This is a genomic window from Virgibacillus salexigens (assembly GCF_000723585.1).
Classification (GTDB): Bacteria; Bacillota; Bacilli; order Bacillales; family Amphibacillaceae; genus Virgibacillus; species Virgibacillus salexigens.
In genome coordinates this window covers 1862398-1882216 of the sequence record NZ_CCDP010000001.1, presented here as the reverse complement: position 1 = coordinate 1882216, position 19819 = coordinate 1862398, and the positions used below count along the sequence as shown (strand labels likewise).

Annotated in this window: 25 protein-coding genes, 1 pseudogene and 1 other annotated feature; of the genes and pseudogenes, 2 read left to right on the top strand and 24 right to left on the bottom strand. The window is 35.8% G+C overall.

Translation table 11 applies throughout. From position 1 onward, the window contains the following. Position 1: 1 nt before the first annotated feature. The 9 genes from BN990_RS08635 to BN990_RS08595 all read right to left on the bottom strand — a co-directional run bounded on the left by BN990_RS08635 (position 2) and on the right by BN990_RS08595 (position 4673). Entirely contained in the window at positions 2-292 is a 291-nt protein-coding gene (locus BN990_RS08635) for a hypothetical protein (protein ID WP_038243512.1), read from the bottom strand. Positions 293-306: 14 nt separating this feature from the next. After that, positions 307-681 (bottom strand): hypothetical protein, encoded by a 375-nt coding sequence (locus BN990_RS08630; protein ID WP_038243511.1) that lies wholly within the window; start codon positions 679-681, stop codon positions 307-309. Further along, positions 678-1412, bottom strand: a complete 735-nt coding sequence (locus BN990_RS08625; protein ID WP_038243509.1) for a hypothetical protein — start codon at positions 1410-1412, stop codon at positions 678-680. The genes BN990_RS08630 and BN990_RS08625 overlap by 4 nt, the downstream gene beginning before the upstream one ends. A 226-nt stretch (positions 1413-1638) precedes the next feature. Beyond that, positions 1639-2223, bottom strand: coding sequence for a YqaJ viral recombinase family protein (locus BN990_RS08620; RefSeq protein ID WP_038243508.1), 585 nt, complete (start codon positions 2221-2223; stop codon positions 1639-1641). Next, on the bottom strand, positions 2207-2854 hold the full coding sequence (locus tag BN990_RS21515; RefSeq protein WP_051739051.1) for a Sak single strand annealing protein: 648 nt from the start codon (positions 2852-2854) through the stop codon (positions 2207-2209). Before BN990_RS21515 ends, BN990_RS08620 begins: the two co-directional genes overlap by 17 nt. A gap of 10 nt (positions 2855-2864) precedes the next feature. Further along, positions 2865-3056, bottom strand: coding sequence for a hypothetical protein (locus tag BN990_RS08610; protein ID WP_038243506.1), 192 nt, complete (start codon positions 3054-3056; stop codon positions 2865-2867). A 10-nt stretch (positions 3057-3066) separates the two neighbouring features. Further along, positions 3067-3417 carry a hypothetical protein gene (locus BN990_RS08605; protein WP_038243503.1) on the bottom strand — a complete coding sequence of 117 codons (351 nt, stop codon included), beginning with the start codon at positions 3415-3417 and terminating at the stop codon, positions 3067-3069. Then, positions 3389-4174 (bottom strand): phage antirepressor, encoded by a 786-nt coding sequence (locus tag BN990_RS08600; protein ID WP_038243500.1) that lies wholly within the window; start codon positions 4172-4174, stop codon positions 3389-3391. Before BN990_RS08600 ends, BN990_RS08605 begins: the two co-directional genes overlap by 29 nt. Positions 4175-4487: 313 nt before the next feature. Then, positions 4488-4673, bottom strand: coding sequence for a helix-turn-helix domain-containing protein (locus BN990_RS08595; RefSeq protein ID WP_038243499.1), 186 nt, complete (start codon positions 4671-4673; stop codon positions 4488-4490). Positions 4674-4837: 164 nt separating this feature from the next. On the opposite strand from BN990_RS08595, the gene BN990_RS08590 reads away from it, so the two are divergent. Then, on the top strand, positions 4838-5179 hold the full coding sequence (locus tag BN990_RS08590; RefSeq protein ID WP_038243497.1) for a helix-turn-helix domain-containing protein: 342 nt from the start codon (positions 4838-4840) through the stop codon (positions 5177-5179). A gap of 254 nt (positions 5180-5433) precedes the next feature. Further along, positions 5434-5811 (top strand): annotated as a pseudogene (locus BN990_RS08585) (sigma-70 family RNA polymerase sigma factor); the annotation flags it as partial. A gap of 37 nt (positions 5812-5848) precedes the next feature. Here the strand turns inward: BN990_RS08585 and BN990_RS08580 are convergent. The 15 genes from BN990_RS08580 to BN990_RS08510 all read right to left on the bottom strand — a co-directional run bounded on the left by BN990_RS08580 (position 5849) and on the right by BN990_RS08510 (position 19805). Then, positions 5849-6085 (bottom strand): YrhC family protein, encoded by a 237-nt coding sequence (locus BN990_RS08580; protein WP_021291034.1) that lies wholly within the window; start codon positions 6083-6085, stop codon positions 5849-5851. 76 nt (positions 6086-6161) lie between these two features. Then, positions 6162-6851 carry a 5'-methylthioadenosine/S-adenosylhomocysteine nucleosidase gene (gene mtnN, locus BN990_RS08575; protein WP_021291033.1) on the bottom strand — a complete coding sequence of 230 codons (690 nt, stop codon included), beginning with the start codon at positions 6849-6851 and terminating at the stop codon, positions 6162-6164. A gap of 25 nt (positions 6852-6876) precedes the next feature. After that, the gene (locus BN990_RS08570) at positions 6877-7566 is read right to left on the bottom strand and encodes a YrrS family protein (RefSeq protein ID WP_038243494.1); all 690 of its coding nucleotides are present in this window, start codon (positions 7564-7566) and stop codon (positions 6877-6879) included. A gap of 434 nt (positions 7567-8000) precedes the next feature. Beyond that, on the bottom strand, positions 8001-8477 hold the full coding sequence (gene greA, locus BN990_RS08565) for a transcription elongation factor GreA (RefSeq protein ID WP_038243491.1): 477 nt from the start codon (positions 8475-8477) through the stop codon (positions 8001-8003). 189 nt (positions 8478-8666) lie between these two features. Beyond that, positions 8667-9299 carry a uridine kinase gene (gene udk, locus BN990_RS08560; protein WP_021291030.1) on the bottom strand — a complete coding sequence of 211 codons (633 nt, stop codon included), beginning with the start codon at positions 9297-9299 and terminating at the stop codon, positions 8667-8669. A gap of 24 nt (positions 9300-9323) precedes the next feature. Next, positions 9324-9959 (bottom strand): O-methyltransferase, encoded by a 636-nt coding sequence (locus BN990_RS08555; protein ID WP_038243488.1) that lies wholly within the window; start codon positions 9957-9959, stop codon positions 9324-9326. Positions 9960-10041: 82 nt separating this feature from the next. Beyond that, on the bottom strand, positions 10042-11160 hold the full coding sequence (gene mltG, locus BN990_RS08550) for an endolytic transglycosylase MltG (protein WP_021291028.1): 1119 nt from the start codon (positions 11158-11160) through the stop codon (positions 10042-10044). A 124-nt stretch (positions 11161-11284) separates the two neighbouring features. Next, positions 11285-11572, bottom strand: a complete 288-nt coding sequence (locus BN990_RS08545; protein ID WP_021291027.1) for a DUF1292 domain-containing protein — start codon at positions 11570-11572, stop codon at positions 11285-11287. A gap of 11 nt (positions 11573-11583) precedes the next feature. Then, entirely contained in the window at positions 11584-11997 is a 414-nt protein-coding gene (ruvX, locus tag BN990_RS08540; RefSeq protein ID WP_021291026.1) for a Holliday junction resolvase RuvX, read from the bottom strand. Next, positions 11994-12266, bottom strand: coding sequence for an IreB family regulatory phosphoprotein (locus tag BN990_RS08535; protein WP_021291025.1), 273 nt, complete (start codon positions 12264-12266; stop codon positions 11994-11996). Before BN990_RS08535 ends, ruvX begins: the two co-directional genes overlap by 4 nt. A gap of 131 nt (positions 12267-12397) precedes the next feature. Continuing rightward, the gene (gene alaS, locus BN990_RS08530) at positions 12398-15040 is read right to left on the bottom strand and encodes an alanine--tRNA ligase (RefSeq protein ID WP_038243485.1); all 2643 of its coding nucleotides are present in this window, start codon (positions 15038-15040) and stop codon (positions 12398-12400) included. A 56-nt stretch (positions 15041-15096) separates the two neighbouring features. Next, positions 15097-15306, bottom strand: a binding site (T-box leader). 110 nt (positions 15307-15416) lie between these two features. Further along, positions 15417-16514 carry an AI-2E family transporter gene (locus tag BN990_RS08525; RefSeq protein ID WP_021291023.1) on the bottom strand — a complete coding sequence of 366 codons (1098 nt, stop codon included), beginning with the start codon at positions 16512-16514 and terminating at the stop codon, positions 15417-15419. A 34-nt stretch (positions 16515-16548) separates the two neighbouring features. Continuing rightward, complete coding sequence (locus BN990_RS08520) at positions 16549-16743, bottom strand: hypothetical protein (protein ID WP_021291022.1); 195 nt, start codon at positions 16741-16743, stop codon at positions 16549-16551. Between the two features lie 70 nt (positions 16744-16813). Next, on the bottom strand, positions 16814-19117 hold the full coding sequence (gene recD2 / locus BN990_RS08515; RefSeq protein WP_038243472.1) for an SF1B family DNA helicase RecD2: 2304 nt from the start codon (positions 19115-19117) through the stop codon (positions 16814-16816). A gap of 25 nt (positions 19118-19142) precedes the next feature. Next, entirely contained in the window at positions 19143-19805 is a 663-nt protein-coding gene (locus tag BN990_RS08510) for a tetratricopeptide repeat protein (RefSeq protein ID WP_021291020.1), read from the bottom strand. Positions 19806-19819 lie beyond the last annotated feature (14 nt).

The following is a 19819-nucleotide window of genomic DNA, read 5'->3' as shown; positions in this document are numbered from 1 at the left end:
CCTATAAAGCCTCCTTAATCTCTGCTAATGTTTTAGTCGTGCGTTTCACTTCGTTTAAATGGCTTGATAAATCGGTGACAGCTTCTTGATCAATAAGTAGTTCCTTATTATGGATTAACTGTATCGCCCCGAGAATGGAAGCTGTGTAACCTTTAAAACGCCATCCAGATTTCTCTTTCTTGGTTTTTGGATTGTAATATGTTTCGTAGCGTTCTACTGCTAGGTTCATGTCGTCATGTTCTATTACTCTTACATTCTCGATTTCTAGTATGGTTTTTTTAACCTTGTCCATTTGAATCCTCCTGTTTATAAGTGACGTAGATAATAAGTGTTCGATTGCGATAATTCCATTTTTCGATTGCACCAATAGCACAATGTGAATGATTTCTTCCAAGGAAACTTAGTTAAATCTAATCCGCAGCAATAGCATGATTCACCAATATCCGCTTTATGATAAAACTCTTTTTGTTTTATGTCCTCTGCATAACCTGTTGGTATTATCGTTGAGTAAGGGTCATGCGGTATTTTTTCAACTTTTCTCCAAGGAAACCCCCTGTCTCTTTTTAATAAAACATTGATATAATCTATACTTGGTATTCTTCTGTCGTTTGGTTGAACGTCGATTTCTCTTTTCTGAAAACGTCTAGTCTCGGTTAAATCAATATTTTGCGGTAAATTCATTTTATCGGCTTCCCTAAAAATGAACGCACTTTGCGAAAAAAGCTTTTCTTTTTATCGTTGTTCATCCTAAAATTTTCTCCAGATGCAGATAGACTGTTTAATTGGCTTTTTAATTCCTGTATATCTTCTGGTGTTTTGATTTTCATTTCCACATTACGTTTTTCTTTTGACTTGATTTGATTAACCATTTTATCTAGCGTTAATGTGCAATACTCATCTTCCCAATCACCAATATAATAAAATCGGTCAATCACAACGCCTAATTCTTCTTTTTGGAACACTCCGAACAAAATCGGATCTTTATCAATGCGCTCTTTCTCTACTTGACGTTCTACCTCACCTGTGTAATCTGTAAAAACTACGTAGAACTCGTCAAAGATATCTTTTACTTGTTCAACTGCTAATGCGATATCATCGGGTACTTCTCTTTCGTAGTTTCGTAGTTCGATAATTTTCACCACATCGTCTGCAACATTTCGTATATAGTTTGTGATTTCATCCTCGTAAATGAATGTATCTATCCCCATATCTATAACTTGCTTTTCTTTTTCTAACGTCTCCAAGTGAAAAATCAATTTTCTAGCACCTTTGTGTTGACCCGTTTGTTGATATTTATTTAGAAGTTCTAAACTGTTGTCATAAATTCGTGCAATCATTTTATCGTCCGCTTTCTCCTTACGATCTTTTACCATTGTGAAATATTCGCTTGGTGTGTACTTTTCTTCAACCATTTATATCCTCCTAGTTTAATTAGTTTTTATGATAAGTGTTTCATTTTCCGCATTTTGTACAACGCAATCCGTCTCCGTGTTCCGTTTCCTTTCCGCAGTTACCGCAATATGCGATCACCATAAATGCTACCTCCTAGCAGGGGCGACTAAGCACCCCTTAGTATTTTTCTTACTTCTTCTTTGGTATAGCCTAGATCACGGGCTAGTTTGATTAGTTCGTGCCAGGTCATTTTGTAACCTGCTGCGGGAAAATGTTTATTTCCTTGCAGTATTCCAAGTAATCCAGTTTTTCTCTATGTGTTTGTATCTCTTTTGGAGTTATATTTACTTCGATTTCATAAATCATGTCCTCGGATAAATCTTGAAATGGATCTACGAATAAATCTTCATTAACTTGATATGCAATTATAGAAGCCTTACTCAATTCAAAAATATACAGGTAATGAATGAGTTGCCGTTTATAATTGATAGGTACTTTTTCTTTTATGAACCATTCAAACGCCTTTGCTGTCACTTTTACATCTGAAACTTTATCGTTTATAATATAATCGGTGTTTGCTCTGGCGATCCCTTTTACTTTCTGCTTATCACGAATCCCTTTCACGCCATGAATTGATTCGTATAAGTCGATCACATCTGATTCAAGAAGTGTTCCAACTGCCATATTAATGTTGGTAAAGGTTTCGTCAGTCACACCAACTAGCTTTTTTGACCACCAATCAACAAATGTTTTTGATTCATAGTTCATGTAAATCATATTAGCTTCTGAACCGCCTATAAAATTATGTCTGTCATTAGTTGACGTTATCATTTAGAATCACATCCAACTTACTTATAAGGATTTTCTTAGCTGCATGATCTTTAGAACTATAAAGCTTTGAAACTTCTTCTTTGCTGCTTTGTAGAATCCCGTATAAGGTTTCTTTGTTTCCTACTTTTGTAAGCGCCTGTGCAAATAATCTAGTTATCTGATCATTTAACGTCCTGCTTTCATCTTGATTCATTTCCTTTTGTATTTCTTTGTCATCATTTATTAATTGTTCTTCCTTAATCCATAAGCTAAGTCCTAAACCTGTGTTGATTGCTACTGCTTTAACAAATCCCCTTTGTTTTGCTCTGTTGATTTCCAATTGATTCGGACTGTTAACAACGTATATACCGTTAACTACTGGATAATCTTCTTCATATCTCTGACCGTCAATTTCTACCCATACACTCACGAAAGGTGCTTCGCCGTTATGATCATAAAAGCAAGGATAATTGTTCTCGTTTTTGTTCATACCGTAGCGCACTGTTTCCGCTCCATGTTCATGAAGTAACTTAATACAATTCGCCCATTCCAGATAATCTAATTGTAAGTTTGAATTTTTCTTAACTGGACGTTTAGCAACTTCTTTAGTTAAATCAAGATTGAATAAATCTTTAAATGATTTTAAAGCCATTGTTTCCCTCCTACTTTGTGGACATTGAAATAATATTGCTTAATACAAATGTTACTGACCAACCGTTTTCAAGTTTTATCGGACCTGCCCAAGCTGCACCTTTAGCACCTGCATTGTTTATTGAGTTATAGATTTTTTCTGCATCCTTTCCTTTGAAAAGCGCATCTTCTCCATCAACAGTTTTAATTCTTAGACCGTTCATTTAATTACCCTTACATAAAATCCTGTATTGTGTGACCTGCTTCTTTCATTGCATCGCCCGGCATATCCGTTGTAACGAATACTTCATCACTTAATTCGAATAGTGGTTCGAAGTGATCTTTGTATGTGAATTCATCTGCAATAGTGTAGAATTTAATCCCGTTGCGTTGGTAGCTGATTTCATGATCATCACGATCCATTTCTCGTTGTTTTAATGATCTGTTGTTGGATGAGTCAAGGAAATCTTCATTATTAAGAAGTACTTCCATTTGCTTATCATGCTGGGAATATCGAATGTTAATAATCCCTTCTTCTCTTGCTACACCTTTTAATTCAGACAACAATTCTGTTAACTTTTCCATTCTTCGCACGCTCCTCTGATAAGAATTTATTCACAAAGTAAATCTGACCTTTTCCAGTAACCTTCGCTGTTCTGGTTGTTCTTACTGAGCCATCTGGATTCGATATAACTCGTTTCTTAATTTCAAATAATCCTCTGTCCATGCTTGCTTGTGTTGGTAAGTTGTAGCTTTCACCTTTTTTCTTAATTAGATATCCATTATTTCTAAGCCATTTGAATAACCTGTTCTGACCGATGTTAATGTCGTTCTGTTTTAGAATCTTAGCTAGTTCTCCGACTAGTACCGATGTATCAGATGTTTCTACTGCTTTTGCAAACTGTACTTTTGGTTTTTGTAGTTCGATGGTTTGCTCTGCTTGCGCTCGTTTTTGTTGTTCTTCTTTTAAGTTAGTAGCTAGCTTAATGATTGTATCTGGATTTAATAATGTTTCTTCTATTTTCTCTGGTGTCATGTATGCGCCATGTTTTCTGATTGATGGGATTACTTCATGTGTTATCCAGCGTTTGAATTGTTTAGCTTCTGGTTTACGGCTACCTAATACTAAATTGTAGAGTCCATATTCATTGACTACATTGGTTTTTCCTTGACGACCTATGTTGAATATAGACCGTTCATCATTATCTAATTTAGCGACAGCCTGTGTTGTATTTTTGATATCTAAAATCTTGCAAACATCATTCGCCACAAACCAAGCTTCGTTATCCATTTCAATGATTCTTAACTGTTGCCCATCGAACATCTTTGTTAATTGGTTCATCGTATCCTCTCCTTATAATGTGATTAAAAATATAATCAATGTGATAACTAACGATCCGATTAGACTTCCCTTCTTCATCTGAACCCTCCTAACTTGTTATTATTGCGTGATACAGGAATGCTAATGTGATTGTAAATGCTACGATATAGAACCAATCTGTTTTAGTTTTTGGCATTCATATCCTCTCCCTTTGCCGCTTTAATCAATATCCCAAGTGCTTTGATTTGCTGCCTTTCCAAATTTCCGCCGAAAGTTCTTTTTACATTCATTTCCAACCCTCCTTTTCAATGATTAATATTTGTAAGCAATGAGATTAAAAAAAATATTTAACTGAACAATTTAATTCATCGGCTAACTTTTCAAGTAATCCAATAGAAGGTTTTTTTCGATTATTTTCTATTGCATCTATATAGGCTCTGCTTACCCCTATAGATGCTGCCAAAGATTTTTGAGTGTGATTTCTTCTTGTTCGTAAATTTTTCACTTTCTTGCCGTTCAATCAACCTCACCTCCCGACTGCTAACTTTGTGCAATCATTATTGCTAACTATAATTTATCATTACGCTACATATATGTCAATACATAAAATTATTTTTTTGAAATTTATTTTGGATTATATTTTTCATAAGATGTATAATAAGCCGAGAGAGGTGGTGTAAAGCTGTGGAATTAGACAAAGAAATTGGAGAAAAATTGAAGAAGATTAGAAAAGAGAAAACTGGAATGTCAACTAGAGAAGCCGGGCGTAGAATTGGAGTAAGCAATTCTTACGTTTCAAGAATAGAAAACGGAAGAATCCCTAGTCTTTCTACTCTACAAAAGCTATGCGATTTATATGGAATTTCACTACAGTCTTTGTTTGGTAAAGAAGTGGAGACACCTAAAGAACTTGAAGGAAAAGTTAAGTGGATAGCTTTCGGGGAAGAGATGGAAGAAGACGAATTAACGCCAGAAGACATAAAAAGTATACTAAAATTCTTGGACAAGAGAAGTAAAAAAGATTAGAAAGGAAATCATTTCCAACCAATATGTTCCTCTTTTGTCGATAATTGTCTGTTAATTAGCTTCATTTTGTAATATAATTGTAATAACGGAACGCTTGTTCTGTTTTTTATACGAACAAAGGGGGCTAAATAATGGAAATCAAGGAAATTGTATACACGGATGAGTTAAGAGAAGGGGTTAAGGTAGTTCCGATTGATGGTGGGGTCGTATTTGTGGGCACGGGGAACTGATCCCCCGCCCTGCTAGGTATTGACATTAGGATTGAAATACTTATGCATTTACGTGCGTTAAAAAAAGTAAAAAAAGATGTTTCCCTGCACGACCCTATTGGCCAAGACAAAGAGGGAAATGAAATTAGTCTTATCGATATTTTGGAAGCCGAGAATCAAAATATTATAGAATTTATCCAACTCAACATGGAAATAGAAAAGATGGAGGATTATTTCGCTATTTTAGATAATCGAGAAAGAGAAGTCATTGTTTATCGTTACGGCCTTAATGACCAACAAGAGATGACCCAACGAGAAATTGCGAAAAAATTAAACATCTCTCGTAGTTATGTATCACGTATTGAGAAGAGAGCATTAATGAAAGTATTCCATGAGTATTATCGGAAGGAACGAGGAAGATAACGTGCGATCTAAACCAAAGGAGCGCTAATCATAAAGATTAGCGCTCCTCCTCTATTTCTTGTTTTATTTGTTTTTGTTTAAATGCAAGCCCTATTCCTAGTACCACAGATAGGAATGCTAAAATCAGTAACACTGGTCCATCGTTAGAAGGTCGAATAAAGGTATTGATCATAGCCCCCAACCATAAGTAACTAGCTAAGATAAGCAAGGCTCCAATAAATCGTTGATAGTCCTTAAATTTATTTTGTAGCTGTTTCAGCCGCTCATTCACCATTATAGCCCTCCTTCTACTTATTGATCGTATCATAGATTAATAGGTTAAGCAGGAGGTAATTAATGGTAAATTATAATTAGATTTCTCTCACTAATTTAATAATTAGATTTGCCGCGTTCGTTGCTGCCGTTTCTAGAAATGCATCAAACGATATTGAAGATTCCTTACCAGCTATATCTGACAACGCTCGAATAATTACAAATGGCGTTTTGTATTGATAACAGACTTGCGCTACAGCAGCAGCCTCCATCTCAGCGGCTATCATCGTAGGAAATTTTTCACGAACAAATACTACACGATTAGGATCTGACATAAATGAGTCCCCTGTAGCAATGATGCCTTCTTTTGAGCGGATTCCCATTTGCTGAACTACTTTTGTAGTTTTAGTTACCAATCCTGCATCTGCATCATACATTGCAGGCATACTTGGTACTTGACCATATGCATAGTCAAATGCTGTTGCATCCACATCATGATGGACGACCTGAGTAGATATTACAACATCTCCTACTTCTAATTCTTTTGCAAAACCACCTGCAGATCCTGTATTTATAATGCAGTCAACTGTAAATCGCTCATGCAGAATAGTTGTTGCCATTGCAGCATTAACCTTACCTATTCCAGATTTTAATAAAACGATAGCTTGTCCATTAAGTTTACCACTTATAAATAAACAGTTGGCAACTTCTTTTTCTTGTTTTTCAGTCATTGTCTCTAATACTAGAGCAACCTCTTCATCCATAGCACCAATGATACCTATTGTCATGGCTTCTCCTCCATCACACGCATTCTTAATTTGTTTCTACTTGATTCAATTTTTCTACTTTTGTTGGTTTCCAACCGTTATTATCAACCCATGATAAATAAATTCGGTATATCTCTGTATTATCAGAGTTAGACACTGTTGCTTCTACTTTCTGGTCTCCTCCATTACCTACCCAATGGGTAACCATTGAACTTTCATCGAGGCCAGTCACTTCTGCTGCTGCTCGAGCTATCTCAATTCGATCTTGAGATCCATCATTATAATTCGTAGTATGCGGTCCTTCCTGTTCTGTTCCAATTGGCTCCCAATCACCCGTATAAGCTTCAACCACATTACTGTTAGATGATTCAACTTGTTCCTTTTCTACCTCTGCATTATTCTCTGCTTCCGTATCCTCTTCTGTGGATTCTTGTTGATCATTATTCTGGTCCTGGTCTTCTTTATTTGCAGCATCTTCTTCGCTATCTCCTCTAGTAAATTGGTCTCCACTGCTATTATTATCCTCATTATTATTTTCTTCTTGCTCGGATTGATTTTCAGAATTTGATGAGTCGGTTTCTTCTGACGTATTATCCTCGCCACCACCAAATATCAAAAATCCAAGAAATATTATGATTAGAATGGCAACTACCACAAGCAAAATGGAAATAGACTTCGTATTTTTTCTACGTTTTTCAAATTTATTTAGCCTCGAACCTTTATCTAAATCACTCATACTTTTAGCCCTCCCATATCTACTCTACTATAATATCATATTTTTGAAGCAGAAGAATATGATAGAGATATTACAATTGTATCTTAACATTAGACAATTTGTTGTTTCTTCCTAATAACCTAACAGCGGCACTCTAAAAGTGTAGACACAACAGGATGTTTTTCCGTGGATAGAACTTCACTTTCTCTGAAAGATCTCCAGTTTAATTGGCTGTCGTAACGTACTCGTTTTTTATTCTCCTATCAAAAAAGCAGGCAAACCAGTTTGTAGAAAATCTCTTTTTTTCTCTCTCATTACATTATGCCTTTCTTCTGACCTAGAGACACGACACGCAATGAATCATAGAGCCAACCGATACAGTTCATTTTGAACTTCTTTAAATAAAGATGGCTGTCGAGTTTCTCGACAGCCTGAAAACGGGCTATGCTCGTTTTTTAGTCAACCTTTACAATTTTAACCTCGATTTCTCCTCCTGGAGTTGTCACCGTAACTTGAGCACCTACTTCTTGTCCAAGCAGACTTTTAGCCATGGGCGAATCATTGGATATCTTTCCTTCAAAAGGATCTGCTTCTGCACTACCTACGATTGTATAGGATTCTTCATCACCATCAGGAAGCTCTTGGAAGGTGACTGTATTACCCAATGAAACAATATTTGGATTATCATTATCATTTTCAATGATTACTGCATTACGAATCATTTTCTCTACTTGTGCAATTCTTGATTCTACAAAGGCTTGATCGTCTTTAGCCGCATCATACTCCGAGTTCTCAGAAAGATCCCCAAAATCACGTGCTACCTTTATGCGTTCAACGACTTCTTGTCTTCTTTCTGTTTTCAAATAATGTAATTCTTCTTCTAAATTTTTCTTTCCTTCTTGAGTCATATAATAACTTTTCTCTGTAGCCATTCTAAACACTCCTTTTTATTCCTTTAGTAACCTCTTAAGGATTACTAACCCCTTTTAATTAATTGACATTGAGTGAATAAACATATTGAAATAACCAAGATATGATTTTCATGTCTCAATTACCTGAAAAAAAGTACTAAACATTACTATGGCAGACTTCTTACAAATTTTCAACACTTTTCTTTAATTCTAGGTTTGATTTTTGAAAAGTATTTTTTCAATCTTTGTTGCCATAATGTCTATTGCTACATGGTTTTGTCCACCTTCTGGAATAATAATATCTGCATATCGTTTCGTAGGTTCGATAAATTGCAAATGAGACGGTCTTACATTATTAATATACTGATCGATTACAGAGTCTAAAGACCGGCCCCTCTCATTTATATCTCGCATCAGGCGACGAATAATACGTAGATCTGCATCCGTATCAACATATACTTTAATATCCATTAAATCCACTAATCGAGGATCCTCTAGAATTAAAATCCCTTCTAGAATAATCACATCCTTTGGTTGGACCAGAATGACTTCTTCTGATCTTGTATGGATTTTATAATCATAAACAGGTTTATTAATTTCTTTTCCCTTTAGCAATGCATGTATATGTTCAATTAACAAATCATTATCAAAGGCCAGTGGATGATCATAATTTGTATTTAACCGCTCCTCGAAGGGCAAATGACTTTGGTCTTTATAATAATAATCTTGTTCAATAACAAGAATGGTTTGATCGGAGAATCGCTGGCATATAGAGCGTGTGACAGATGTTTTACCGCTGCCGCTTCCACCAGCCACGCCAATTACTACTGGTCTATCCTGCATGGATAAGGTACTCCCTTCTAAGCATCACTTCTTTAAACTAATTGCAACTCCATCTCCAATTGGTACAATAGTCGTTGTAAAATCTGGATGATGCATAAGCCATTCATTATAATTATCGATTTTTTTGACCATATTCTTAAATCTTGCTGGTGCCAGCTCTTGCTGGGCAACATACCCCCTAAATAAAACATTATCAGTTAGTATCATGCCCGCTTTATTTAAATAAGGTGCTGATTGCTCAAAAAACCGTCGATACTGACCTTTTGCTGCATCGATAAATATTACATCAAATAATTGATCTTTTTGCAAATTATTTAATTGTTCGAGTGCATCCCCATGAATAACATGTATTTGCTCTTCTTTACCTTGCTTTTGAATATTCTTAATTGCTTCCTGATAACGCTGTTCATCCTTTTCGATTGTGATAATACTAGCGTTGGGAACTGAATCCAGCATCCTTAATGCAGAATATCCAATTGCTGTTCCGATTTCCAAGATGTTGATGGGTTGTTTTAGACGTAGCATTTGTAGTACAAAATGCATACTTATTGGTTCCATAATAGGTATTTTTTCTGTTTTTGCTTTTTTTTCTAGATCACTGATGTTTTCTTCTCTTGCTGGTAAAATCTTCGATAAATAGTTTATTATTTGTTCATCCATGAAATACCCTCTTTTTAGAATAAATCGGATTCATCCCCCTTCTCATTTAAAATGAAACAGGGGGATGAATCAGTATGGCAAGTTAATTCATATGCTCTTGTTTATTTTTATTATGCTGCTCTAGATTTTCTGCATAATATATCTCTCCATCTCCATCATGTAGAAAGTATAAGTAATCAGAATCTTCAGGGTTTAATGCTGCTGCCAAAGAGCTTTCGGCATAGCTACCAATCGGACCAATAGGTAAACCTTCTACATAATATGTATTATATGGAGACTCTATTTCCAAATCTTCATAAAGTACTCGTTCTTTATGTTTGCCTAATGCATATAATACGGTTGGGTCTGTCTGTAGTTTCATACCTTGTTCAATGCGGTTATAGAAAACACCAGCAATCTTTTTACGTTGTTTTGCTGTACTTGCCTCCTTTTCTATTACCGAAGCAAAGGTAACGGCTTCATGGACAGAAAAATTATTCTCACTAATCTCATCAAGGTATTTAGATACCACTGTATCTGTCTTTTTCATCATTTCATAAATAACTGTTTCAACACTTGGTTCTTTTTCATAAAATTCATAAGTAGATGCGAATAAGTAACCTTCTAGTGGCGTCCGAATTTCTGGATTTAAAATGTCATCCGATAAAATAGAAGGATATGCTTCCATTAATTGCTCGATAAAGTTCCTGTTATTTACCTTGTTTAAAAAGTCTTCTTTTGTAAAGCTTAATTCTTTTGCATAAATTTCTGCTAATTCTTCCACAGTCTTTCCTTCAGGAATCGTTATCGAATGTACTGGTTCTGCCATAATTTTGCCATTTTTCAGTGAGTCAATGATTTCGTCTAATTTCATCCCAGTTGTAAATGTATATTCACCAGCCTGAAAATTAGATTCATTATTAAATTTTATGTAAAAACGAAAAACAAGCGCATCTTTAATAACTCCGTTTTTCTCTAGAATAGAAGCAATCTGTGAAGATGATGAACCAATTGGTATCGTTACTTTCACTTCTTCATTACTTTCTGGATCCACTGGCTCAAGCGCAGATTTTACATATAAATATCCAGAAATACCACCTATTAACAAAATTAACAATAAAGCGATAATAATAATAGATACAATTTTACGAACGGTTTTGGCTTCTTCACTACGAGCCTCGAGGTTGTCCCTGAAATTGCTATTCTTTTTATCTTTGGACATGAATATCCCCCTCTCATTCCGATATATTATACTAAAAATCGCTATTATATTCCATTAATTTTATGCTGAAACATAAAAAGCTGATGTCAGAATGTGACATCAGCTTTCATAAATGAAGAGGAACTTATACTTCGTTCTCCTGGTCTGCTAATGTATGGAGCATCTCTTCAACCATTTCCCATTCCTTGTCAGACTCGATTGGAAATAAGGATAAATCATCCTCATCATTATCTTTTTCTTCATAACGAAAAGCATAAACTTCTACTTCTTCATCCTCTGACTGTTCTACAGGGATAACAGCAATATAGCTTTGTTTTGTTTCATCCACATCAAAGGTAAACAATACCTCAAATAGATGTTCTTCTCCATTTTCATCAGGAATAATAATTCGCTCTTTTTCTTCTAATGCCATCTTTTCACTCCTTATCCTTGGTCTAAGTAACCTTGTAAAATCATAACCGCAGCCATTTTATCAATGACCTTCTTACGCTTTTTCCTACTCATATCAGCTTCTAATAAAACTCGTTCCGCAGCCATCGTCGTTAAACGCTCATCCCATAGTTCGGTCTCAATACCATGCGTATTTTTAACATGTTCTGCATAAGCGATCGACATTTCTCCTCGTTCACCGATGGTACCATTCATGTTCTTGGGAAGTCCAATAATAGCTTTCCCTATCTGATGCTCATCTATTAAAGCTTTTATTTCTTTATCTGCAGAAGTAATCTCTTCTTCATTCCATTTTAATGTGGTAATTCCTTGTGCTGTCCAACCAAGTGCGTCGCTAACAGCGACACCAATGGTTTTGGAGCCAACATCTAATCCAAGTAATTTCATTGTTCATCCTCGGGTTGCTGCTCTAAGTAAAATTTAACCAGTTCTTCAATTACTTCATCACGTTCAATTTTCCGAATTAGATTACGCGCATCATTATACCGTGGGATATATGCTGGATCACCAGAAAGTAAATAACCGACAATCTGATTGATCGGGTTATATCCTTTTTCTTTTAATGCTTGATGCACAGTGAACAGTATCTCCTTAACATCCTGGTCAAATGGTTCCTCCGAAAAATTGAACTTCATCGTTTTATCAATTGAACTCATCATGACACCTCGATCTTAGAATCATTCTGAAAATGACCCTTAGTGAAATCATTTTCAGAATGTAAGCTTCTTCTATTATCTTAACATGATTATAGAATTAATTATATCTTTTTTACTAGCCGATATACAAATTAGCGATTGGTTTGTTCTATTACATAATCCTTCACTGTAGACAATGCTTGGATGATTTTGCTTGCATCTTTCCCCCCAGCTTGAGCCATATCAGGACGTCCACCGCCACCGCCGCCACAGGCTTGCGCAGCTTGTTTTATGAGTTGACCAGCATGAAATCCATTATCCATTAGATCTTTCGATACACCAGCAGCTAATTGAACTTTTCCGTTGCTTTCCATCGCTAATAGAATGATTCCCGACCCAAGTTTTTGTTTTAAATCATCCACCATATTGCGTAATTGATTCATATCTCCGACATCTACTTTTTCTGCCAATATAGGAACCCCTTCGATGGTTTCTACGTTATTAAGAATAGATGATGCTTCAACATTGGATAATTTAGCACGTAAAGACTCTTTTTCCTTTTGCATATCTTTGATGTCTTGGAATAGGCTTTCTATTTTTTCAGGTACTGCTTCTTCCGCTGATTTTAGCAATTGGGCAGACTGGTGGAGCACACCGAGTTTTGACGATAAGAACTGATAAGCTTGCTTGCTCGTAACTGCTTCAATTCTTCTCGTTCCAGCACCAATGCCACTTTCGGAAACTATCTTAAACAAACCGATTTCAGCCGTATTTACTACATGACAACCGCCACATAACTCAATACTATAATCACCGATTTTAACTACCCGTACAACATCACCATATTTCTCACCAAACAATGCCATAGCTCCCATATTCTTTGCATCTTCAATGTTTTCATGTGTGATATCAAGCGTAATGGCATCCCAGATTCTCTCATTTACAATTTGCTCTATTTGCTCCAGCTCTTCCTTGGATAGTGCTTGATAATGAGAAAAATCAAAACGAAGACGTTCTGGAGTAACAAGTGAGCCAGCTTGATTTACATGTGTACCAAGTATATCTTTTAAAGCTTGGTGAAGTAAATGGGTAGCTGTATGATTTTTCACAATAAAGCTTCTCGTTACTAATTCCACTTCCGCTTTCACTGTTTCCCCTAGTGAGAAAGAACCTTTTGTAACTCGAATACGATGAATATGTTGGCCTTTTGGAGATTTTTGTACATCCTCTACTTGTGCAGTGGCTGTCTCCGTATAGATTACCCCTTTATCAGCTATTTGTCCTCCACTCTCTGCATAAAACGGAGTTCGGCGCAGTAAAACATAAACCTCTTCATCTACACTAACATCACGAACCGTTTTACCATCTTTTATTAAACCCTCGACAGTTGTTTCAGTTTGGGTGTAATCATAACCAATGAAATCACTTTCCACATCGATCTCTGAAAGCGCTCCGTCTTGCACCTGCATGGAGTCTACTTTTTGACGAGCATTCCTAGCACGTTCTCTTTGCTTTTCCATTTCCTTTTGGAATCCTTGTTCATCAATGGTGAACCCTTTAGCTTCGACATACTCCTCGGTTAACTCTTTAGGGAATCCATACGTGTCATATAAACGAAAGACCTCCACACCAGGGAATACCGTACTTCCTTTTTGCTCTTCTCTCTCCATGATGCTTGTTAAAATCTCTAAGCCATCATGTAAGGTTTCATGAAAACGTTCCTCTTCTACTTTGACCATATTCTTAATAAACGTTTTTTTCTTAACTACTTGATCATAGAAGTCTTTCATGATATCAGCTACTGTATCAACTAATTCAAACATAAATGCTTTCTCAATACCGATCTCCTTAGCAAATCGAACGGCTCTCCGAAGTAATCTTCGTAATACATACCCTCTTCCTTCATTCGAAGGTACTGCTCCATCACCAATCGCAAAACTAACAGTACGAATATGGTCCGCTATTACCTTAAAGGCAGTATCTCCTTCTTTACTATCGCCGTAAGCAACCGATGCTAATTCTTCTGTCTTTTTGATGATCGGCATGAATAAGTCCGTCTCAAAATTTGTTGGGACATCTTGAATAACGGAAACCATTCGTTCTAATCCCATTCCTGTATCAATGTTTTTCTTTGGTAGAGGTGTATACGTATCATCAGGATTATGATTGAACTGGGAAAATACCAAATTCCAGATTTCTAGATAACGTTCATTTTCCCCGCCCGGATATAATTCAGGGTCATTTGGATCTTTCCCATATTGTTCTCCGCGATCATAAAAAATCTCCGTATTTGGTCCACTTGGACCTTCACCAATATCCCAAAAATTCTCTTCTAATCGAATAATTCGCTCTTTTGGTACACCAATATCATGTAGCCAAATATCATAAGCTTCATCATCTTCTGGATGTACGGTTACAGAAAGTAACTCTTCGTCAAATCCGATCCATTTATCACTCGTTAGGAATTCCCATCCCCATTCGATCGCTTCTTTTTTGAAATAGTCACCAATAGAAAAGTTTCCTAACATTTCGAAGAATGTATGGTGTCTTGCTGTAAACCCTACGTTCTCAATATCGTTTGTGCGAATCGATTTTTGTGCATTTACAATACGTGGGTTATCTGGTATTACCCGACCATCAAAGTATTTCTTCAATGTCGCCACACCACTATTAATCCATAGTAGTGTAGGGTCATCCTTCGGAACCAAAGAAGCACTTGGTTCTACCCGATGCCCCTTTTCTTTAAAAAAATCAATAAACATTTGTCGAACTTGTGCCGATGTTAATTGCTTCATCTTTCCTTCCTCCCGAAACGTAATAAAATGGAATAAAAAAATCCCCTCTCTGCTAATGCAGGGACGAGATATATTCGCGGTACCACCCTAATTATGAATACAAGTTGTATTCACCACTCAGTCATTGTAACGGTATGACACCGACGGGAATTAACCGCACTCCAGTTTAGCTTTCCATGACGCTACCTTTAGGGTTTCTTACAGCCAATGAAAACCCCTCTCTTGAAAGAGCCTATCATGTACTTCGTAACTTTCAACGAATTCAAATTGTAGTGTTGTAAGCGTAATTATAAAAAACATCTTGTTGAATGTCAATAAAGAAGGCTTCTCGTGACATATTTGTAGTAAATGGCTATAAATGATTTCATGGGACGTATTACTCTTCGTGACTTGTATTCAGCTTCATATTAACTTTTCGCCATTCTATCACATGTTTAACAATTACTTTGACAATCGTCATTAAAGGGACGGCGATCACCATTCCGATTACACCGAATAACTGACCACCTAATAACAATGCAAAGATGATAGCTGCAGGATGGATATTTATACTTTTTCCAACTATAAATGGTGACAACAAGTTACTTTCGATTAATTGAATAGCAAAAACCGATAATATAACAAAAATCACTAGTTTTCCTGATATGGTAAATGCAATTGCTACTGCTGGAATAGCACCAATTATTGGCCCAAAATAAGGAATCAAGTTGGTTATACCCATTAATACAGCTAAGAGTAATGCAAAATCCAAGCCTAATAAGAACTTAAAAATTATAAAGGTTGTCAAACTAACAAATAAACAAACAATTAATTGTCCACGAATATAATTACCCAAAGTCTCATCAATGGCATGAACCATTTTGCTTGATGTCGAACGGTATTTTTTTGGTATAAACCCTTTAAAAAAGGCTTTCATTTTGTTATAGTCTTTCAAAAAGTAAAAAACTAAAACTGGGATTACAGTAAGTAGAATAACCAAATCAAAAACCTTCGTGAAACCATTAACTAACCGTGACAGCAACTGGTCCAGACTGCTTTCGATTCGGGCAAAGAGCTGATCAAATTTATCATGTACTGTTTCAGGTAAGAAGGAAGTATATTCATACATTTGGTAAACAAGCTGTTCATACATCTTTATAAACTGAGGAAATTGATCATTTAGCTCTCTTACCTGATACACAATCATGGGATATACACGATAAATTAAATATGCCGTCCCACCAAAGAATAGGATGTAAATCAAAAGAACAGCTATCCCTTTTGGTATATTATAATAATGTAATTGATTAACAATTGGGTATAATAGATACGCTATTAAGCAAGCGATAAGAAAAGGAGCAAATAGATGCCATAGAAACAAAAAAACTGTATGGTAGAACGGAAACAGTTTAATCATTAAATAAAGAAATAAAAACAGGGATATGCCGATCAATAACCAATATAGGAAATTCAAGCTTTTATTACCCTTAAACATATGCACAGTTCCTTAATTATACAAGCTGAACAATTTATGGATTCCCATAAAAGGTTCGTTCATCCTCACTGAATAAATCATTAAGTGAACTTAATGAACCATCGGCTTCAACTTGATGAATCGTTAATTTATTATTGATTACTGACATCTCAATAAAACAGTTCCAACAATAATACTGCTGGCTACCTATTTTCCCAATATCCTTTCCATTACAATTCGGGCATCGCATTTATGAAGGCTCCTTTTATCCATATCTGATATTACCATGCTAACCCGATTGAATGATGTTTATACCTATCTCACATGAAATCATAGGGCGACAAGTTATCCTCTTCACTTTCATATGCGTTATCTATAACCTGATCATCCAGTTTCATCTTCAAGTTTTTATTTAAAGATGTATAACGTCGGTTCGTATCTATCATTCCAACTCCTTGTATAAAAGCTTGCTCCTCACCACAAATAACTAATGATTGCTTGCTTCTTGTTATAGCAGTATATAAGAGATTTTTTCTTAGCATACGACGGTAAGTACGTACTACTGGCAATATAACAATAGGAAACTCACTTCCTTGCGACTTATGAATGGAGATACAATACGCAAGCATAATATTTCGATAATCCTTCCGTTCATATACTACCTCTTTATCATCGTAGGCTATCACAAGCTGTTCTACCTGATCTATGTTTTCTTCTTCTCGGAAGATAGCCACTACTTCTCCAATATCTCCATTATAGACGCCATCTTCCGGCTGATTGATCAGCTGAATTACCTTATCTCCTTTTCGAAACAGTCCATCTTGTGTTTTCACTTCTCTTTTTTGGTCTGTTTTTGGGTTTAGTATTGCTTGAAGCTCTTGATTAAGTTTAGTTATTCCTGCTTGCGAACGATACATGGGTGCTAATACTTGAACCTTTCTCACATCAAATCCTTTGTCCACTGCTCGTGTAAAAATTTTAATAATCACATCAACCATCTGTTGTTCATTGCATGAGATAAAACTGAAGTCTTGATCGTTTTGTAAATCGATTACTTCTTCATTTTTAATTTGATGAGCTAGTTGAATAATCTTTGATCCCTCTTTTTGTCTATACACTTCCGTTAAGCGCACAAATGGAATTCGCTCCGTCTTTAATAAATCTGAAAGCACTTGACCTGGTCCTACAGATGGAAGTTGATCTTCATCCCCTACAATTAATACCTGCATATCATCAGGAATTGCTTTGAATAATTGATTTGCAAGCCATATGTCTACCATCGAAAACTCATCTACAATTAAAAATTTCCCGGTTAATGGCTCATCTTCATTTTTATCAAACCCACTAATCCCATCCCATCCTAATAAACGGTGAATCGTCTTAGCAGGAAGATTGGTAGATTCTGTTAATCGTTTCGCAGCTCTTCCTGTTGGTGCAGTAAGAATAAATGGAAACTCGTCCATATTATCGTAATCTTTTGGATCTAAGGATAATTGGTGAATCGTTGCAAACGCATTTAAGATTCCTTTAATAACGGTAGTTTTACCAGTTCCAGGCCCTCCCGTTAGAATCATCAACTTCGAATGGATGGATTGATTAATCGCAGTAAATTGCTCTTTCCCATACGAAAGAATCTCTGTTTCCTCAATTTCACCTATTATTTTCATTAATTCGGCCATTGGTGTTCGTTGTTCAATGGGTTTCGTTAACACTCGTTTCAGATGTGTACCAAACCCATCTTCAGCATAATAGAGAGACGGCAAATACACATTGCCATCCTGAATAATAAGGGATTTATCCCCATTTAAAGCTACTAAGCGGTCAGTGATGATAGTTTCCGTCAACTCAGGAGAGGCTAATAGTTGATCAACAAGAGAGACACATTCACTTACTGGCAAATAAACATGTCCATCTTGAACAGATCGTTGTAAAGTATAAACACAACCTGCACCAATACGGTTCGCATGAGTGGTAGAAATTCCCATTTGTGCAGCAATTTCATCAGCGGTACGAAAGCCAAATCCCTCAATATCAAAAACAAATCGATATGGATCTTCCTCAATTAAAGCTATGGCCTCATCTTTATAGTATTGATAAATTTTCTGTGCCATTTTTAAACCAATGTTGTAATTAGCTAAATATACTGCAACATGCTCAAATCCCTGGTTCTCTTGTAACGTCTTACGCAAGGATTTAGCGGATTCCTTTTTAATCCCATTAACTTCTGATAGTGCTTCTTCATCATCCATGATTTTTGAAATTGCATTCTCACCTAATTGATTTACAATTTTTTCAGCGGTTTTCGTTCCTATACCATAGAATAAATCACTAGATAGATATGCAATTAAACCATCTTTTGTATCAGGAATAAATGTTTTATAGGATGTTACTTTATATTGCATACCAAAGCGAGGATGTTTTTCAAAGATACCAAAGAAATAATAACTTGTTCCTTCTTGTAAACTAGAAAAATACCCCTTAATAACAATGTCTTTTTCACTATAAGCTTCATTCGTTTCCAACACGTTTATTTTAGCAATCGAAAACTGTTCCGCTTCATTATGAAAAATGGTATGAATTAAATCGCCTCTAATATAGCCTTTACTTTGTTTATCCTCTTCCATCCAAGAAACACCAACCTATTTCAACTTACGATTCGTTTAATAACGCTTCGGTTTTTTCTTTCCCGTTCGCAGCTAATATATGTTCTGGTTGTATACGCAGTGCCTCATTAAAATAGGTGAGGGCTTGTTCTAAACGATCTTCAAACAAGGCAACAACACCTAAATTATAATTGGCATCGCTATGATTTGTTTCCAGTGACAAAACCTTATGAAAGATTTTTTCAGCATCTTTCAAATGATCACTTTGAGCGAGTGCAAGACCATATTGGAATAACGAATCCTGATTATCCGGATCTAGTTCCGTAGCTCGTAATAAATAAGGAAGTGATAATTTATATTGTTCTTGATGTTGGAAAGTCATTCCTAAAAGAAAATAAACATCTGGTTCTTCCAAACCTAGTTCAATTGCTTTCTGAAAGTTTTCTAATGCTTTAGGGTAGAGTGATTGCTCATAATACAGATTACCAAGTCCATAATACGCTGTTGCTGCATGTTTATCTAACTCCATTGCCCGTTCATAAAAACGCTGTGCCCTAGTAAAATCATTCATGTGAAATAACAAATTTCCAAAATTAATATAACCAACGGGGTCTTCCGGGTTTTCTTCGATAACTTCTGTGAACAATGCAGCTGCTTCTTCAATTTTATTTTCTTGCATGTAAGCTATAGCTTGTTTTATCTTATCCACGGTAAAACTCCTAA

Excerpts from the sequence above, each read along its gene's own strand:
- BN990_RS08635 (WP_038243512.1), bottom strand. The coding sequence starts at position 292 with ATGGACAAGGTTAAAAAAACCATACTAGAAATCGAGAATGTAAGAGTA.
- BN990_RS08630 (WP_038243511.1), bottom strand. The coding sequence starts at position 681 with ATGAATTTACCGCAAAATATTGATTTAACCGAGACTAGACGTTTTCAG.
- BN990_RS08625 (WP_038243509.1), bottom strand. The coding sequence starts at position 1,412 with ATGGTTGAAGAAAAGTACACACCAAGCGAATATTTCACAATGGTAAAA.
- BN990_RS08620 (WP_038243508.1), bottom strand. The coding sequence starts at position 2,223 with ATGATAACGTCAACTAATGACAGACATAATTTTATAGGCGGTTCAGAA.
- BN990_RS21515 (WP_051739051.1), bottom strand. The coding sequence starts at position 2,854 with ATGGCTTTAAAATCATTTAAAGATTTATTCAATCTTGATTTAACTAAA.
- BN990_RS08610 (WP_038243506.1), bottom strand. The coding sequence starts at position 3,056 with ATGAACGGTCTAAGAATTAAAACTGTTGATGGAGAAGATGCGCTTTTC.
- BN990_RS08605 (WP_038243503.1), bottom strand. The coding sequence starts at position 3,417 with ATGGAAAAGTTAACAGAATTGTTGTCTGAATTAAAAGGTGTAGCAAGA.
- BN990_RS08600 (WP_038243500.1), bottom strand. The coding sequence starts at position 4,174 with ATGAACCAATTAACAAAGATGTTCGATGGGCAACAGTTAAGAATCATT.
- BN990_RS08580 (WP_021291034.1), bottom strand. The coding sequence starts at position 6,085 with ATGGTGAATGAGCGGCTGAAACAGCTACAAAATAAATTTAAGGACTAT.
- mtnN (WP_021291033.1), bottom strand. The coding sequence starts at position 6,851 with ATGACAATAGGTATCATTGGTGCTATGGATGAAGAGGTTGCTCTAGTA.
- BN990_RS08570 (WP_038243494.1), bottom strand. The coding sequence starts at position 7,566 with ATGAGTGATTTAGATAAAGGTTCGAGGCTAAATAAATTTGAAAAACGT.
- greA (WP_038243491.1), bottom strand. The coding sequence starts at position 8,477 with ATGGCTACAGAGAAAAGTTATTATATGACTCAAGAAGGAAAGAAAAAT.
- udk (WP_021291030.1), bottom strand. The coding sequence starts at position 9,299 with ATGCAGGATAGACCAGTAGTAATTGGCGTGGCTGGTGGAAGCGGCAGC.
- BN990_RS08555 (WP_038243488.1), bottom strand. The coding sequence starts at position 9,959 with ATGGATGAACAAATAATAAACTATTTATCGAAGATTTTACCAGCAAGA.
- mltG (WP_021291028.1), bottom strand. The coding sequence starts at position 11,160 with ATGTCCAAAGATAAAAAGAATAGCAATTTCAGGGACAACCTCGAGGCT.
- BN990_RS08545 (WP_021291027.1), bottom strand. The coding sequence starts at position 11,572 with ATGGCATTAGAAGAAAAAGAGCGAATTATTATTCCTGATGAAAATGGA.
- ruvX (WP_021291026.1), bottom strand. The coding sequence starts at position 11,997 with ATGAAATTACTTGGATTAGATGTTGGCTCCAAAACCATTGGTGTCGCT.
- BN990_RS08535 (WP_021291025.1), bottom strand. The coding sequence starts at position 12,266 with ATGAGTTCAATTGATAAAACGATGAAGTTCAATTTTTCGGAGGAACCA.
- alaS (WP_038243485.1), bottom strand. The coding sequence starts at position 15,040 with ATGAAGCAATTAACATCGGCACAAGTTCGACAAATGTTTATTGATTTT.
- BN990_RS08525 (WP_021291023.1), bottom strand. The coding sequence starts at position 16,514 with ATGTTTAAGGGTAATAAAAGCTTGAATTTCCTATATTGGTTATTGATC.
- BN990_RS08520 (WP_021291022.1), bottom strand. The coding sequence starts at position 16,743 with ATGCGATGCCCGAATTGTAATGGAAAGGATATTGGGAAAATAGGTAGC.
- recD2 (WP_038243472.1), bottom strand. The coding sequence starts at position 19,117 with ATGGAAGAGGATAAACAAAGTAAAGGCTATATTAGAGGCGATTTAATT.